The 16,715-nt window shown below is 69.8% G+C and carries 7 protein-coding genes; all 7 read left to right on the top strand.

Features of this window, described 5'->3' with window-relative positions; all coding sequences use genetic code 11:
* Positions 1–8: 8 nt before the first annotated feature.
* The 7 genes from OXM57_15130 (at position 9) to OXM57_15100 (ending at position 16,704) form a co-directional block, all read left to right on the top strand.
* Positions 9–1,010 carry a type I glyceraldehyde-3-phosphate dehydrogenase gene (locus tag OXM57_15130; GenBank protein ID MDE0354012.1) on the top strand — a complete coding sequence of 334 codons (1,002 nt, stop codon included), beginning with the start codon at positions 9–11 and terminating at the stop codon, positions 1,008–1,010.
* A gap of 1 nt (position 1,011) precedes the next feature.
* On the top strand, positions 1,012–2,034 hold the full coding sequence (gene gap, locus OXM57_15125; GenBank protein ID MDE0354011.1) for a type I glyceraldehyde-3-phosphate dehydrogenase: 1,023 nt from the start codon (positions 1,012–1,014) through the stop codon (positions 2,032–2,034).
* A gap of 124 nt (positions 2,035–2,158) precedes the next feature.
* Entirely contained in the window at positions 2,159–4,189 is a 2,031-nt protein-coding gene (locus OXM57_15120) for a type I polyketide synthase (GenBank protein MDE0354010.1), read from the top strand.
* Positions 4,134–12,491 carry an SDR family NAD(P)-dependent oxidoreductase gene (locus OXM57_15115; GenBank protein ID MDE0354009.1) on the top strand — a complete coding sequence of 2,786 codons (8,358 nt, stop codon included), beginning with the start codon at positions 4,134–4,136 and terminating at the stop codon, positions 12,489–12,491. The genes OXM57_15120 and OXM57_15115 overlap by 56 nt, the downstream gene beginning before the upstream one ends.
* A gap of 26 nt (positions 12,492–12,517) precedes the next feature.
* Positions 12,518–14,032: a choline-sulfatase gene (gene betC, locus OXM57_15110; protein MDE0354008.1), complete on the top strand. Its 1,515-nt coding sequence runs from the start codon at positions 12,518–12,520 to the stop codon at positions 14,030–14,032.
* Positions 14,032–15,561, top strand: a complete 1,530-nt coding sequence (gene betC, locus OXM57_15105) for a choline-sulfatase (protein MDE0354007.1) — start codon at positions 14,032–14,034, stop codon at positions 15,559–15,561. Before betC (OXM57_15110) ends, betC (OXM57_15105) begins: the two co-directional genes overlap by 1 nt.
* Before the next feature lie 33 nt (positions 15,562–15,594).
* Positions 15,595–16,704 carry an FAD-binding oxidoreductase gene (locus OXM57_15100; GenBank protein MDE0354006.1) on the top strand — a complete coding sequence of 370 codons (1,110 nt, stop codon included), beginning with the start codon at positions 15,595–15,597 and terminating at the stop codon, positions 16,702–16,704.
* Positions 16,705–16,715: the final 11 nt, after the last annotated feature.

Below are 16,715 nucleotides of genomic sequence, written 5' to 3'. Positions count from 1 at the left end.
GGCAATTGGTGACGATCGGTCTGATGGGCTTCGGCCGTATCGGCCGCAACGTGTTCCGCCAGATCGGCGGCGACGAGAAGGCACGCGTGGCTGCGATCAGCGACATCGCGGACCCGGAGGCCCTGGCGTACCTGCTCCAGTACGACTCGATCTACGGCCCCTTCCCGGAGCCGGTGTCGCTCGAGGACGGCATCCTGGTGGTCGGAGATTCCCGCATCCCCCTCATCGAAGGGGTCGAGCCGGGAGACGTGGACTGGGCGGCGCTCGGGGTGGAGACGGTCGTGCAAGCCACCGGCAAGTACCGGACGGCCGAGTGGTGCAGCCGGCATCTGAGCGCCGGTGCCAAGAGGGTGATCCTGGCCTCGACACCGGAGGAACCCGGCGATCTCCCACTCCTGCTCAGCGGCGTGACGGACCGCGTGCTCGACGGCGATCCGCCGATCGTGGCCACGGGCTCCAACACCTCGAACGCCATAGCCCCCCTGATCCAGGTCCTCGACCGGCACTTCGGGATCGACCAGATGTTCTTCACCACCATCCACGCCTATACCAACCGCGCCCGGCTCGGCGACGTGCCCAGCGGGGGTTTCCGGGCCAGCAGGGCGGCGGGCGAGAACATCATCCCGGTCACCAGCAACACCGATGACATCCTGTCCGGCGTCTTTCCCCACCTGGCGGGGCGGATTTCCTCCAAGGCCCTCAACGTCCCCGTCGATGACGGATCGACTGTAGACGCGGTGACCCGTCTCCGGACCGAGACCACCGTGAGCGAGGTGAACGCGGCGGTGAGGGAGGCATGTCGCGGCTATCCGGGTGTCTTCGGCTTCACCGAAGACCCGATCGTCTCGAGTGACGTGCGAGGCTCGACCTTCTCGGGCATTTTCGACAGCCTGTCCACGATGGTGATCGGAGGCAACCTCCTCAAGACGATCGTCTGGTTCGACACGGGCTGGGGCTACTCGGCCCGCATCGTCGAGTTGCTCCGCCGGTACCACTCCGAGGGGGCGTGACATGACCACGAGGGTCGCCATAAACGGCTTCGGTCGGATCGGGCGAGCGGTCCTGAGGATCATCCTCGACCGCCCCTCCTCCCCCATCGAGGTGGTGGCCATCAACGATCTGGCCGACCATGAGGTCCTCGCCTACCTGCTCCGGCGCGACTCGGTGATGGGCACGCTGGAAAAGAGGGTGACGGTACGGGACGGCAGGATGACCGTGGGCGGTCACCACATCCTGATGGTTCGGGAGTCCTCGCCGTCAGCCCTGCCCTGGCGCGAGCTCGGCGTGGACCTGGTGATCGAATCCACCGGGGCCTTCCGTACCCGGGATCTGCTCGAACAGCACCTGGCAGCCGGCGCCGGAAGGGTCCTGCTCACGGTGCCCGCCAAGGACGGCATCGATTCCACCGTCGTGCTCGGGGTCAACGAGGGCGATGTCGAGGCCACGGACCGGATCATCTCGAACGCCTCCTGCACCACCAACTGCCTGGCCCCGGTGGCCAAGGTGCTCGATGACGCCTTCGGCATCGTGCGGGGCGTGATGACCACCGTCCACGCCTACACGAACGACCAGCGGCTGGCCGACGTGCCCCACAAGGATCTCCGCCGTTCGAGGGCCGCGACCGAGAACATCATCCCGACCTCCACCGGCGCCGCCCGGGCGGTCGGGACGGTGCTGCCGGCCCTCGCCGGAAGGCTGGACGGGATGGCCATGCGGGTACCGGTGCCCGACGGGTCCCTCGTGGAACTGGTAGCGGAGCTGTCCACCGACGTAACCGCCGAGGCCGTGAACGGAGCGCTGCGGAGCGCGGCGCGGGGGCCGATGAGAAACGTGCTGCAGTACTCGGAGGAGCCGCTGGTGTCATCCGACATCATCGGGAACGACCATTCCAGCATCTTCGACGCCGGCGGGACCGAGGTGCTGGGTGACCGGCTCGTCAAGGTGGTGGCGTGGTACGACAACGAGTGGGGATACTCCAGCCGGGTGGTGGACCTGATCGAACTCCTGGGCTCGATGCCCCCGCCGGCCTGGTAGGCCCGTGTCCACCGCCTCTGCAACGGAAACAAACGGGGCACGACGCTTTGCCAAGGACGGACCATTGGCGATAATGGGCTGAACGGTTCCTCCGGGCGCCGCCGCGGTTCAGGAGAAGAGCCCTATGACCCTGAAGGACCTCACCGGTCCATCGACACAGCCTCCTTCCCGACCTGCGGTCAGGGGACGGGAAGACCTCCGGCCCGCGGAGCCGATCGCGATCGTGGGTATGGCGTGCCGGTTCCCCGGCGCCGACAACCTGGAGTCCTTCTGGCAGGTCCTGGCCGAGGGCCGCAACACCGTGACCGAGGGCATCCCCGGCTCGGGTGGAGAACGCCTGGCCGACCTGTTCGACAACGCCGAGCAGCAGAACGAGGCATGCCGCTTCGGCGCCTTCGTCGAGGGGATCGACCGCTTCGACGCCGCCTTCTTCCGCATCTCTCCGGTCGAGGCGGAACTTCTGGACCCGCAGCAGCGCATGATGCTGGAGGTGAGCTGGCAGGCGCTCGAGGACGCCGGCATGGACCCGGGCCGCCTCAGCGGAACCCGCACCGGTGTCTACACCGGGATCAGCAACGACGAGTACCGGATGATGGTCGTGGACTCGCTCAAGCCAAGCGAGGCGGCCGGATGCCTCTACGCCCTCAGCGGCACCAACCTGAACGGCGCCAGCGGGCGGGTCTCCTACGTCCTGGGACTGATGGGGCCGGCCAAGGCGGTGGACGCGGCCTGCGCGTCGTCCCTGGTGGCGGCGCACGACGCCGTGGCGGACCTCCAGCAGGGCAAGGCGGATCTGGCCATCGTGGGCGGCGTCCAGGCCATCCTCAACACCCGGATCTACGAACTGAGGGCGGACGCGATGATGCTGTCCCCCGACGGGCAGTGCAAGACGTTCGACGCCTCCGCCAACGGGTACGTGCGGGGCGAGGGCTGCGGCGTCGTCGTCCTGAAGCGGCTGAGCGAGGCGGTGGCCGACGGCGACAGGGTTTGGGCGGTCATCCGGGGGGCCGCGGTCAACCATGGAGGCGCCAGCACCGGCCTCACGGTCCCCCACACGCCCGCACTGGAACAGGTGATGGAGACCGCCCTATCGGATGCGGGCGTCCGTTCGTCGGAGATCGACTACCTGGAGGCGCACGGCACCGGGACCGCGGTGGGCGATCCGATCGAGATCGATGCCGTGGCCAACGTCTTCGCAGCGGAACGCCGGCCCGGCCGGCCCCTGCTCATCGGTTCTGTCAAGACCAACATCGGCCATCTCGAGTCGGCCGCGGGCATCGCCGGATTGATCAAGGCGGCGCTGGTGGTGACCCGGGGCGTGATCCCCAAGCACCTGCACTTCCACGATCCCACCCCTAGCGTCGACTGGGATCGGCTACCCCTCAAGGTCACCTCCTCCCGGATGGACTGGCCGAGCGATTACCCGGGACCACGGCTTGCCGGGGTGAACTCCTTCGGGATATCCGGGACGAACGCCCACCTCGTGGTGGAGGAGCATGGCGACCCGGATGGCGAGCGCGGCCGGGAGCACCGGGCGGCGGGCGCCGCGCAGGTCGTGCCGGTGTCGCTGCCGCCGCCGGTGGCCGGTATCCCGTTGCCGGCGGAAAGCCTCGGTGATCGCCGGACCCGCCTCCTGCCGCTGTCGGCCAAGTCAGGGATTGCACTCGGCGAGCTGGCGGGGCGGTACCTGGCCTGGCTCGATGATCGCAGCACGGATTCGAGCCTGGCGGACATGGCCTGGACGGCGGGCATCGGCCGCAGCCACTTCGACCACCGGGCCGGCCTCGCCTTCAAGGACGCCGACTCGTTACGGGCCGGGCTGGCCGCCCTGGCGGAGGACGGCGAGGGCTCGGCTCCCCGGGCCGCCACCCGGGTGGCCTTCGTCTATACCGGGCAGGGGAGCCAGTGGACCGGCATGGGCCGGGACCTGTACGAGAGAGAGCCGGTGGCGAGGGCGGTGCTGGACCGCTGCGAGGACGTATTCCGCGAGGCGAGGGGAGCCTCGCTGCTCGACGTGATGTTCGGGCCGACCGTCAGCGGAGGGGGACCTGGGCGACACGGCGTGGGAGCAGCCCGCCCTCTACGCGCTGGAGTGCGCCCTGACCGCGCTCTGGGCCTGCGCCGGCGTCCGCCCGAGCGTGGTGATGGGGCATAGCGTGGGGGAGCTGGCCGCAGCACAGGCAGCCGGAGTGTTCACCCTGGAGGACGGGATGAGGTTCGCCGCGGCGCGAGGTGCCCTGCTGTCCGGGACCCGACCGGGCGCCATGGCCGCGGTCTTCGCCCCGGCCGAACGGGTCGAGTCGGTGGTCGGAAGCCTGGACGGGTCGCCGAACGGCGCCGGCGTGACCGTCTCGGCCTACAACGGCGCCCACCAGGTGATCAGCGGTCCTGTCTCTGGCATCGATGTCCTCCTGGGCCGTCTCGAAACGGAGGGAATCAGGGCCAGACGGCTGAACACCACCAGGGCATTCCACAGTGCGCTCGTGGAGCCGGCTCTTGACGATCTGGAAGCCGCGTTGGATGGCGTGGCGATACAGTCGCCGGCCGTCACGGTGATCAGCAACCTGACGGGGGCACCGGTCGAGACCGGAACAGCGCTTGACGGTTCCTACTGGAGGCGCCATGCGCGCGAGGCGGTGGCGTTCGCCGGGGGCGTCCGGGCCCTGGGGGATCTCGACGTGGACCTGGTGGTGGAGGTAGGACCGCACGCGGTGCTGGGTCCGATGGCGACGCTGGCATGGCCCGACCGGGCGGGTAAGCGGAACGCCCCGGGGGCCCCGGTGGTGCTGGCCAGCATGCGGCGGCCGCGCCGAAAGGGTTCATCGTCCGAGCCTGCCACCGGCTTCGTGGATGCGGTGGCGGACGCCTACGCAGCCGGGCTGGAGATCTCTTTCGAGGGGTTGTTCGCCGGCGAGACGCGGCGCCGGATCTCCCTACCGGGTTACCCCTTCCAGCGCGAACGCTACTGGCTGGATCCGGCCAAGCGGAGGCGCACGGAGGCCGGTCACCCCCTGCTTGGCGTCCGGTACGAGTCGGCGCGGGGCGAGGTCACCTTCGAGACGGAAGTGTTCCCGTCGGACCCGGCCTGGCTGGAGGACCACCGGGTGTTCGGCCGCCTCGTGGCGCCGGGCGCGCTGTACGGCGCCATGGCTGCGACCGCATCCCTCACCGGAGGTAGCGGCTCGGTGGTCATGGAGGACATGCAGCTGCACAACCCGCTGGTGTTTCCGGAGCCGGACTCCGGGAACGGCGCCGGCGAAGTAGGCCGCACGATGCAGGTCGTCCTCGACGATCCCGACCAGTCCGCGTCGCGCCGTGTCCAGATCTACAGCAGGGGAACCGAGCAGGAGTGGACGCTACATGTCGAGTGTCGGGTGTCGGCAGGCGCCCCCATGCCGGAGGCGGGCGAGAGGATCGATCTGGACGAGGTGGCAGCCCGCCTGGCGCCCGCTGACGTCCCTGCCTACTACCGCGCCAAGTCCGATACCGGGATCGATCTGGGTCCGTCGTTCCGGACGCTGGGGAGGGTCTGGTCGGGTCCGGGCGAGGCGGTCGGTGAGGTGCTCCTGCCGGAGGCACTGGGCCGCAACCGCCTGGACGTGCACCCGCTGGTGCTGGACGGCTGCTTCCAGGTGGTGGGCATAGCCCGCAACATGGTCGGCGGCCCGGAGGAGGCGACCTACCTGCCGTTCGGATGGGACGGGCTGTGGCTGGCCGGGGGACTTCCCGACCGGGTGTTCTGCCACGTACGCATGAACGAGGCCTCGCCGGGTACCGAGACGGAGTCGGGCAGGCAGCCGGAGGTCCTCAGCGGGGAGATGGGCATCTACGACCCGAGCGGCGTTCTCATCGGTAGGTTCGACGGTTACACCGTGAAGCGCGCCACCAAGGCCGCTTTGCTGTCGGCGTTCGAGGGCGTGGAGGACCTGCTCTACGAGGTCGTCTGGCGCGATCGCTCGCTCGAGTCGGGATTGCAGCCGGCCGACTTCTTCCCGACCCCTGCCGATGTGGCGGCCGGCACCGCGCTGTTCCCCGAGTACCTGTCGGCGGCCGGAGTGGATCCCGAGGGCAGGAACGGCCTGCTGGCGGACCTGGAACGGTGGTCGCGTGCCTACGCGCTCTTCAACCTGGAGAAGCTGGGTTGGCGCCGGACACCGGGTGAGGTGGTCGACCCCGACGAGCTGCGGCAGCGCCTGGAGGTGATCCCCGAACACCGGCGCCTCTTCCTCAGGATGCTCGAGATGCTGGCCAAGTCCGGGATCCTGGCCGAGACCGACGGCGGGTTCGAGGTGGTGCTGGGACCCGACGATCCGATGCCCGAGGAACTACCCCCCGATCCCGAGGGGTTCGCCGAACACATGGCGGGGCTGTACTCCCACGGCCAGACCGAGGTCGGGCTGTTCCGCCGGTCGGGTGGCGCTCTGGCAGATGCGCTGCGCGGTCAGGCAGATCCGCTGACCCTCCTCTTCAGCAGCGGGGAACCCACCGCGGCCGACCTCTACCTCAAGGCGCCGGTGGCCCGCGCCGCCAATGCCCTGCTGCGGGACGCGGTCCGGGCGCTCCTGGCCCGGCTCCCGGAGGAAAGGAGGCTGCGGGTGATCGAGGTCGGGGCGGGAACCGGATCGGCCACCGCGTCGGTGTTGCCGGAGCTTCCCGCCGGGCGGTTCGACTACGCGTACACGGACATCTCGGCCGGGTTCTTCGCCGAGGCGGAGGAGAGGTTCGGCGACGGAGACGGTTGCATCGAATACCGGCCTCTCGACATCGAGAGGGATCCGGTCGCCCAGGGTTTCGCCTCCCACGGCTACGACCTGATCATCGCCTCCAACGTGCTGCACGCCACCCGTTTCCTAGAGGAGACGCTGGGGCACTGCCGGACCCTTCTCGCCCCGTCGGGCCAGTTGGTGGCGCTCGAAAACCTGCGCGGCCTGGGCTGGATGGATCTCACGTTCGGCCAGCTGGACGGCTGGTGGCGGTTCGCCGACGAGCACTACCGCCCCCACCACGCCCTGGCCACCCCCGACGTGTGGCGCCGCGCCCTCGGCGATGCCGGCTTCGAGGGGGTCGAGGTCCTCGGGGTCGACGACTCCTTCTCGTTCGAGATGCTCGACAAGGGCGTGATCGTCGCGCAGGGCCCGGCGCAGGTGGAGGAGCCTCCGGGAGTCTGGGTACTGACGTCCGGCGGCAACGGCGCCGCAGCGAAGCTCGCGCAGGAGTTGGCGGCGCGGAACCAGACGGTCGTCCTGGCGGGCGGCCGGATTCAGGAGAGCGAGGAGTCGGCCGGTCAGGGCTCGGCCATCAGGAAGGACCTGGATGCCGAGTGCCGGGAGTCGTGGCGATCGCTGATCGAGGATTTGCCCGCGGATGTGCCCTTCGCCGGGGTGGTCCACCTGCAGGGCCTGGCAGGGCGCGGGCCGGAGGCGACCACCTCCGAGATGGCGGAGGACGTGCGGCAGGCCGGGGCGAGCGCGCTGGCACTGGTGCAGGGCCTGGCCGACTCCGATACGACCCCGGCCAACGGTGTGTGGTTCGTCACCCGCGGGGCGCAGGTGCTGGAGCGGGAGCGGCTCGGGGAGCTGTCCGGCTCGATCCTGTGGGGTCTGGGCAAGGTGGTGACCCTGGAAGCCGCCCATCTGCAACCGCGCATGATCGACCTGGATCCCGACCGCACGGATCCGATGTCAGAACTCGTCGACGAACTGCTGTATCCCGACCACGAGAACCACATCGCCCACCGCGCGGGAGGCCGCCTGGCGGCACGCCTGGTCCGACCCGACGCCGTGGCCGGGCGGCTGGCCCTGCCCGAGGAGCCGAACTGGGTGCTGGAGCCGGACCGGGACGGCGTGTTCGACAGACCGCAGATCAAAGTGTTGCCCGCCCGCTCCCTGGCGCCCAGGGAGGTCCGGGTGGCGGTCGAGGCCTCCGGCCTCAACTTCTGGGACGTGTTCCGTTCGCTCGGCTTCATCGAGGAGGGAGACCTGGGCCGGGAGCTGTGCGGCTACGTGGTCGACACCGGCTCCGACGTCTCCAATGTCAGTGTCGGCGACCACGTGGTGGGGCTCGGGTTCGGCGCCTTCGCCCCCGAGATGGTCACCCACGAGGAGCTGGTGGCGCCGGCGCCCGAAGGGGTGTCCCCCTCCGCCCTGGCCACCGTTCCCAGCGCCTTCGTGTCGGCCGCCCTCTCGTTCCATTACTCGGGATTGGAGCCCGGGGAACGGGTCCTGATCCACGCCGGGGCGGGCGGGGTAGGAACGGCCGCCATCCAGCTGGCACACGCCGCGGGTGCGGAGGTGTTCGCCACGGCCAGCCTTCCGAAGCATGACTTCGTCCGGTCGCTGGGCGTCGAACACGTATATGACAGCCGTCAGACCGCGTTCGGCGACCAGATCCTGGAGGCCACCGGAGGCGAGGGCGTTCACGTGCTGCTGAACAGCCTCACCAGCGAGGGCTTCATCGAGGCCGGGCTGGCGTGCCTGGCCGAGGGTGGTCGCTTCGTCGAGCTGGCCCGGCGGGACATCCTGACCCACGAAGAGATGGCGGCGGTCCGCCCGGACGTGGGCTACGACATCCTGGAGCTGGACGTGCTCAAGAAGACCGAGCCGGAGTGGGTCGGCGAGGTACTGCGAGAGGTGATGGACCAGCTCTCGGAGGGGGTGCTGGAGCCGCTCATCCACAGCAGGTGGCCGCTGGCCGAGGCCGGACCCGCCCTGGGGTTCATGCGGGCTGCCCGGCACCTCGGCAAGATCGTGGTGACGGCCAATCCCCTCGCCCGGGGTCGGCTGCGGCAGGACCGCACCTACCTGGTCACCGGCGGCCTGGGGGGCATCGGCTGTGCCGTGGCCGAATGGCTGGCGGACCGGGGCGCCGGGACCATCGTCCTCAACGGCCGCCGGGATCCCGATGCCGAGGCCCGGGAAACCATCGAGGCGTTGCGCCGGAAGGGGATCCGGGTCGAGGTCGAGCTGGCCGACGTGACGGACGTCGCGGCGCTCGACGCCATGCTGGCGCGCATGGATGCGGAGCTATGCCCGCTCGGCGGCGTCATCCACAGCGTGGGGGTGCTGTCGGACGCCGCGCTGACCAACCAGACGTGGGAGAGCTTCGAGCGGGTGCTGTGGCCGAAGATCGTCGGGGCCTGGCACCTGCACCGGGCCACGCGCCGGCGCGATCTCGACCTCTTCGTCCTGTTCTCGAGCCGGGTCGGCGTCATGGGCAATCCCGGGCAGGCCAACCATGCCGCGGCCAATGCCTTCCTCGACCAGCTCGCCGGTCACCGCCGTGCCCGCGGCCTCGCCGGACAGGCCATCGCCTGGGGAGCATGGTCGGACATCGGCGAGGCGGCCGAGCAGCGGGAGCGGATCGAGCAGCGGCGGGCGGCCCTCGGCGGTCGCTGGTTCACACCGCAGCAGGGCATCCGGGCGCTTGAGCGGCTGGTACGCCAGGACAGCACGAACTCGGTGGTCATGTCGATGGACTGGTCGGTGTTCGAGGAGGCTGTCGAGGAGCGGCCTTCCCTGCTGGAGGACCTGCTGTCCTCGGATGCCGCCGACGCGGCCGGCGCCTCCACCGCGGCGGAGGACATCATCTCCAGGCTGGGCACCACCCCTGCCGGGGACCGCGCAGACGTCCTGGGCTCCTTCCTGGCGGAGCAGGTCCAGGCGGTGCTCAGGCTGCCGAAGGCGCCGTCGCCCACGGTCGGCTTCTTCGATCTGGGTATGGACTCTCTCATGGCGGTCGAGCTACGCAACCGCCTGAACCGTGCTTTCGACGGTGAGTACGTCGCCTCCAACACCATCGTCTTCGACTATCCGGACATCGAGAGCATGTCGCGCCATCTCGCCGACGAGCTCGGCCAGCTCTCGACGGTCGGCGAGGCTCCCCCAGCGCCCGACATCCCGGAACCGGAACCCCCCGTTCCGGTCCGTAGCGGCGAGGACGGGATCGCGGTGGTCGGCATGGCTTGCCGATTCCCCGGCGCAAGCGACCTGGCGGCGTTCTGGGACCTTCTGGAGGACGGCGTCGATGCGGTAACCGACGGCCGCCAGGACGCCGGGTCATGGAGCGGCGCGGTCGGGGATCCCGATGCGGAGGACATCGCGTACCGGCGAGGCGCCTTCGTCCACGGAATCGACTGGTTCGACTCGCGGTTCTTCCGGATCTCCCCGATAGAGGCGCAACTGATGGATCCCCAGCAACGCATGCTGCTCGAGACCACCTGGCAGGCGCTGGAGGACGCCGGTATGGATCCGGACGGACTCAAGGGCAGCCGCACCGGCGTGTACGCGGGAATCGGCAGCAGCGAGTACCGCGACCTGATCGCGGCCGGCAACAGGGCCGACAGCTACCTCGGGACCACCGGAAGCGTGGCCGTAGGCCGGATCGCCTTCGCCCTGGGTCTCGAAGGGCCGGCGATGCCGGTCGACATGGCCTGCGCCTCGTCGCTGGCCGCGGTCCATCAGGCGGTCGTGGGCCTCCAGCGGGGTGAGGTGGACATGGCGCTGGCGGGTGGCGTGAACGTGGTCCTCTCCCCTCCGATCTCCAGGTTCATGATGGATGTGGGGATGCTGTCTCCCACCGGGCGGTGCAGTCCTTTCGACGCCTCCGCTGACGGCTACGTACGCGGCGAGGGCTGCGGGATGGTGGTCCTGAAGCGTTTGAGCGACGCGGAGGCGGACGGCGACCGGATTTGGGCTGTCATACGAGGGTCGGCGGTCAACCAGAACGGCGCCAGCGCGGGCCTGACGGTGCCGAACGGCCCGGCCCAGGAACGCATCATGAGGGAAGCTCTCACCCAGGCGGGCGTGGCGCCGGCCCGGGTCGACTACCTGGAATCGCACGCCACCGGATCGCAACTCGGCGACCCGATCGAGTTGAACGCGGCGGCGGCGGTCTACGGCGACGGACGCCGCGGCGACCGTCCATTGCTCGTCGGATCCGTGAAGTCCAACATCGGGCACGCCGAGTGGGCGGCCGGGATCGCGGCCTTCATCAAGACGGTTCTCTCGATGAGTCAGGGGGTCATTCCCCCTCTCCTGCATGTGCAGGACCCGAATCCTCACGTCGAATGGGACCGGATACCGGTGCGGGTCGCGACGGAAAAGACGGCGTGGCCGACCGACTCCGGTCACCCGCCTCTGGCAGGTGTCAACGCATTCGGGCTGTCAGGGACCAACGCACATGTCCTCGTCGAGGGCTACGAGTCAGGTCCGGATGCTCTCACGGCGAGCGAGACAACCGACCGGCCGGCCGGGAGCCCGCAAGCGGTACCGGTGAACCTTCCGGAAGCAGTCGCCGGTTTCTCCGTGTCAGAGGCTGGGCAGCGCGGCGCTCGCCTGCTTCCCCTCTCCGGCAGGTCTCCGGGTGCGGTCCGGGATCTGGCGAGGCGTTACGTGTCCTGGCTCGACGGTCGGGAAGGTCCGGCCTCCGATGCCCTGCTCTCCGACCTGGCCTGGACAGCAGGCACGGGCCGGAGTCACTTCGCGCACCGCGCCGGGCTGGTGTTCGCAGATGCCGACCAACTCCGCCAGGGTCTGCGGCGCCTGGCCGGAAGCTACGAGGCGCCGGGCGGTGGAGCACGCGACGGGACAACCAGGGTGGCGTTCGCGTACACGGGCCATGACCGCCGGTGGATGGCGGCGGGAGAGGCTCTCTACCAGACCGAGCCGGTGGCGCGTACGGTGCTGGAGCGTTGCGGCGAGGCGCTGGAGGGAACCCTGGACGTATCGCTGCTCGAAGTGATTGCCGGCCGGCCCGGAGCCAGCCAGCACCTGAACGATCCGGCCCTGGTCCAGCCGCTCTCCTATGCACTCGCCTGTGCGCTGACCGCGCAGTGGGCGAGCATCGGCGTCCGCCCCTCTGCGGTGGTGGGGAATGGTCCGCCAGGCCTGGCGGCGGCGCAGGCAGCCGGCGTGCTCAGCCTGGAGGAGGGTCTGCGGTTGGCGGCGGAGTTGGGCACCCGGCTGCGGCCTGGCCCCGGCTGGGACGCGCAGGCAGCTCTCGATGGTCTGGAGGCAGCGGTCGGCGGTCTCGCCCTCTCGCCGCCGTCCATCTCCCTGGTCGGCGGCGCGGCCGGCCGGGTATTGGGCTCGGTTGACGAACTCGACCTGGCCGGCTGGCTCCGGCAGGCCGGCGGACCGGCCGGCTTGTCCGGCTGCGCCGGCACCTTGGCCGGGATCGGTACGGACGTGGTGGTAGTGATCGGTCCCGACCCGACGCAGGGCCGGACCATCCGTGAGGCCTGGCCGGAGACCGGGGCGGCGCCGACCGTGCTCTCCACCCTGGTGGGTTCGGGGGGCGACGCAGCAGCGGCGGAGACCGACGGCGGGTTCCTGAGCGCGGTGTCGGACGCCTACGAGGCCGGGGTGGACATCTCCTTCGCCGGCCTGTTCGCCGGCGAGGTCCGGCGCCGGATTTCCCTCCCCGGCTACCCGTTCCAGCGCCGGCGGCACTGGATATAGGAGGTAGCGCGATAGGCGGCACGACGATGCGCCCCAACATCCTTCTGGTGATGGCCGACCAGCTGGCGCCGCACTTCACCGGCGCCTACGAGCATCCGCTGGTCCGTACCCCGGCCATGGACAGCCTGGTGGAGCGGGGGGCTCGCTTCGACGCCGCCTACTGCCCGTCGCCGCTGTGCGCCCCTTCCCGGTTCGCGATGATGACAGGACAACCCGTGTCGGCCATCGGCGCCTGGGACAACGGCGCCGAGCTGCCGGCGTCGGTACCGACCCTCGCCCACTACCTCCGGCTGTCCGGCTACCGCACCACGCTGTCGGGGAAGATGCACTTCGTCGGCCCGGACCAGCTGCACGGGTTCGAGCGCCGCCTGACCACCGACATCTACCCGGCGGACTTCGCCTGGACACCCGAATGGGAGTCGTCAGACGACCGGATCGACAAGTGGTTCCACGGGATGGACAGCCTGGCAGAGGCCGGCCGGGCATCGGCGACCTACCAGATCGACTACGACGAGGAGGTGGGCTTCGCCGCCGTCCGGCACCTCTACGACATGGCCCGCGACGCCGACGAGCGGCCCTTCTTCCTGGTCGCCTCCTTCATCCATCCCCACGATCCCTACGTGGCCCGTCCCGAGTGGTGGGACCTCTACGACCACGACCACATCGACCTGCCCGACGTTCCACCCCACGACTCTCTCGACTCGCACACCCGGCGCATCCGCCGGGGCGTCCAGGCCGAGAGCGTCGGCTACGACGAGGCCGGATGCCGCAACGCCCGCCATGCCTACTACGCCAACACGAGCTACTTCGACTCGTGGGTGGGCGCCCTCCTCCAAGCCCTCACCGAGACGGGACAGGTCGACGACACGGTGGTCATCGTGACCAGCGACCACGGCGACATGCTGGGCGACCGCGGCACATGGTTCAAGATGTCGTTCTTCGAGCGCTCGGCGCGGGTTCCGCTCATCGTGGCGGGCCCCGACATCGTCCAGGGCGCCGTCCCCAACGCCTGCTCGTTGCTGGATCTGTTACCCACGTTGCTGGATGTGTCCGGTGGCGGCCGACCGTGGCCTGAGCTGGCCGGAGCACCGGCCGGCCGCAGCCTCTGGGAGAGCGCCGCCGGAGGGCGGGATCTGGTCGACGAGACCACCTGCGAGTACATGGCCGAGATGACTACGCACCCGATGTTCATGATCCGCCGCGGACGCCACAAGTACATCCACTGCGACACCGACCCACCCCTGCTGTACGACATGGAGGCCGACCCGCTCGAGCGGAACAACCTGGCGGAGGATCCCGACCATGCCGACCTCGCCTCGGGCTTCGCCATCGAGGTGACCGAGCGATGGAACAGCGACTCCATCCGGGAGCGGGTGCTGGACTCCCAGCGCACCCGGCAGCTGGTGCACGCCGCCATGGCGACCGGCGACCCGGTCTCCTGGGACTACGCGCCGGCCAGAGACGCCGCCAACGAGTACGTCCGCAACCACATGGACTGGAACGTGGTGGGCCCCCGCTACCACCTCCCGGCGCTCGGCTGATGGCCGGCTCCTCGGCCAAGCCCAACATCCTGCTGGTGATGGCCGACCAGCTGGCGCCGCAGTTCACCGGCGCCTACGAGCATCCGGTGGTCCGCACCCCGGCGATGGACGCCCTGGTGGAGCGGGGGGTCCGCTTCGACACCGCCTACTGCCCCTACCCGCTGTGCGCCCCGTCCAGGTACTCGATGCTGACGGGCCAGCCGGCCACGGCGATCGGCGCGTGGGACAACGGCTCGGAATTGCCGGCGTCGATCCCGACCCTCGCCCACTACCTGAGGCTGGCGGGCTACCGCACCACTCTGTCGGGGAAGATGCACTTCGTGGGGCCCGACCAGCTCCACGGCTTCCACGAACGGCTCACCACCGACGTGTACCCGGCCGACTTCGCCTGGACCGCCAACTGGGACGAGGCCGCCGGCCGGATGGGCAAGTGGTGGCACAACATGACCAGCCTGTCGGAGGCAGGCCAGGCGCTGGCCACCTACCAGATCGACTACGACGAGGAGGTCGGCTCGGCAGCCGTCCGCCATCTCTACGACCTGGCGCGCGACACAGACGAGCGGCCCTTCTTCCTGGTCGCCTCGTTCATCCACCCCCACGATCCCTACGTGGCCCGACCCGAATGGTGGAACCTGTACGACCACGACGAGATCGACCTGCCCGATGTGCCACCGGTCGCGTCGCTGGACCCGCACACGGTCCGCATCCGCCACGGCATCGAGATCGATACGGTCGGCTACACGGAGGACCAGTGCCGGAACGCCCGCCGCGCCTACTACGCCAACACGAGCTACGTCGACTGGTGGCTGGGCACGCTCGTGCGCGTCCTGGAGGAGACGGGACAACTCGACAACACGGTCGTCATCTTCACCAGCGACCACGGCGACATGCTGGGGGACCGAGGGGTGTGGTTCAAGATGTCGTTCTTCGAGCGCTCGGCGCGAGTACCGCTCATCATGGCCGGACCCGACATCACCAACAGCACGGTCCCCAACGCCTGCTCCCTCCTGGACATGCTGCCCACCCTGTCTGACATGGTCACCGGCGCCGGGCCCTGGCCCGAGCCGGCCCGGCCTCCCGCCGGCCGCAGCCTCTGGGAGAGCGCCACCGGAGGCCGCGACCCCGTGGACGAGACCACCTCCGAGTACACGGGGGTCATGACCTCCCACCCGATGTTCATGATCCGCCGCGGGCGGTACAAGTACATCCACTGCGACACCGACCCGGCCCAGCTGTACGACGTGGAGGCGGACCCGCTGGAGCGGAACAACCTGGCGGAGGATCCCGACCATGCCGACCTCGCCTCGGGCTTCGCCGCCGAGGTGGCCGAGCGATGGGACAGCGACGCCATCCGGGAGCAGGTGCTCGCCTCGCAGCGAGCGCGCCGGGTCGTCCACGCCGCCATGGAGGTAGGCGATCTCCACTCGTGGGACTTCTCGCCTTCGACCGACGCCACCCACCAGTACATCCGCAACCACATGGACTGGGCCGGCGCCGGCCCCCGCACCCGCTACCCGCCGGTCGGCTGAACCGGGCAACCCGCCGCGAACCCGGAGCGGAAAATGGCAGAACTCCCTTCCTCCGCCGCCGTAGTGATCATCGGCGGCGGCATCATGGGTGCGTCCGCCGCCTACCACCTGGCCGCCGCAGGGGTGAAGGTGGCGGTGCTGGAGCGGGACACCATCGGCTCCGGCTCCACCGGCAGATCGGCCGGTGGCTTCCGGGCCCAGTTCTCGGACGAGCTGAACATCCGGATGGCCGTCGAGAACATCCGTCGGTTGGAGAGGTTCGAGACGGAGTTCGGGACCGGCATCGACCTCAAGCAGCACGGCTACCTGTTCCTACTGCGCCGATCCGAGGTGGACGCCTTCCAGCGTGCGGTAGCCCTGCAGAGGTCGCTCGGCGTGCCGTCCGAACTGATAACCGCCGAGGCTGCGCTCGACATGGTGCCGGGAATCCGCATCCACGACGTGGCGGCAGCCACCTTCTGCCCATGGGACGGCACGTGCACGCCCGAGTCGGTGGCGCTCGGCTACGCACAGGCCGCCTCCCGCCACGGCGCCGCCATCGTCCAGGGTTGTGAGGTGACGGAAATCAACGTGTCGAACGGACAGGTACGGGGCGTGACCACCACGAACGGGTTCGTCTCGACCCCCGAAGTAGTGCTGGCCGCAGGAGTGTGGAGCCCCCGGCTGGCGGCCCCTTTAGGCGTCCGCATGCCGGTGCGGGCGGTGAAGCGCCACATCTGGCTGACCAGGGGCTCGGACCCCTTCCCGCGCCGGTTGCCGCTGGTGATCGACTTCGCCACCGGCTTCTACTTCCACAGGGAGGCGGAGGGGCTGGCCATGGGCGGGCGGGCGCAGACGATCGAGGACCTGGCGCCGGTCGTCATCAACCGGGCGCCGGCCGTGGCCGAGATGGAGGTGACCCACACCTGGTGGGGCTATTACGCCGTGACCCCCGACAACAACGCCATCATCGGCACCGCTCCGCGACTAGATCGGCTGCATTACGCCACCGGGTTCAGCGGCCACGGATTCCAGCAGGGACCGGTGGTGGGAGAGCACCTTGCCGAGCTGGTCCTCGGTTCGGAACCGACCTTCGACCTGTCCCCCTTCGACATGGCCCGCTTCGAGACCGGGCGCATCCTTCCGGAGACCGCGGTCATCTGATACGACGCGCA

The sequence above is a fragment of the bacterium genome, from assembly GCA_028820935.1.
Taxonomy (GTDB): domain Bacteria; phylum Actinomycetota; class Acidimicrobiia; order Spongiisociales; family Spongiisociaceae; genus Spongiisocius.
This window is presented reverse-complemented; position numbering and strand designations above follow the sequence as displayed.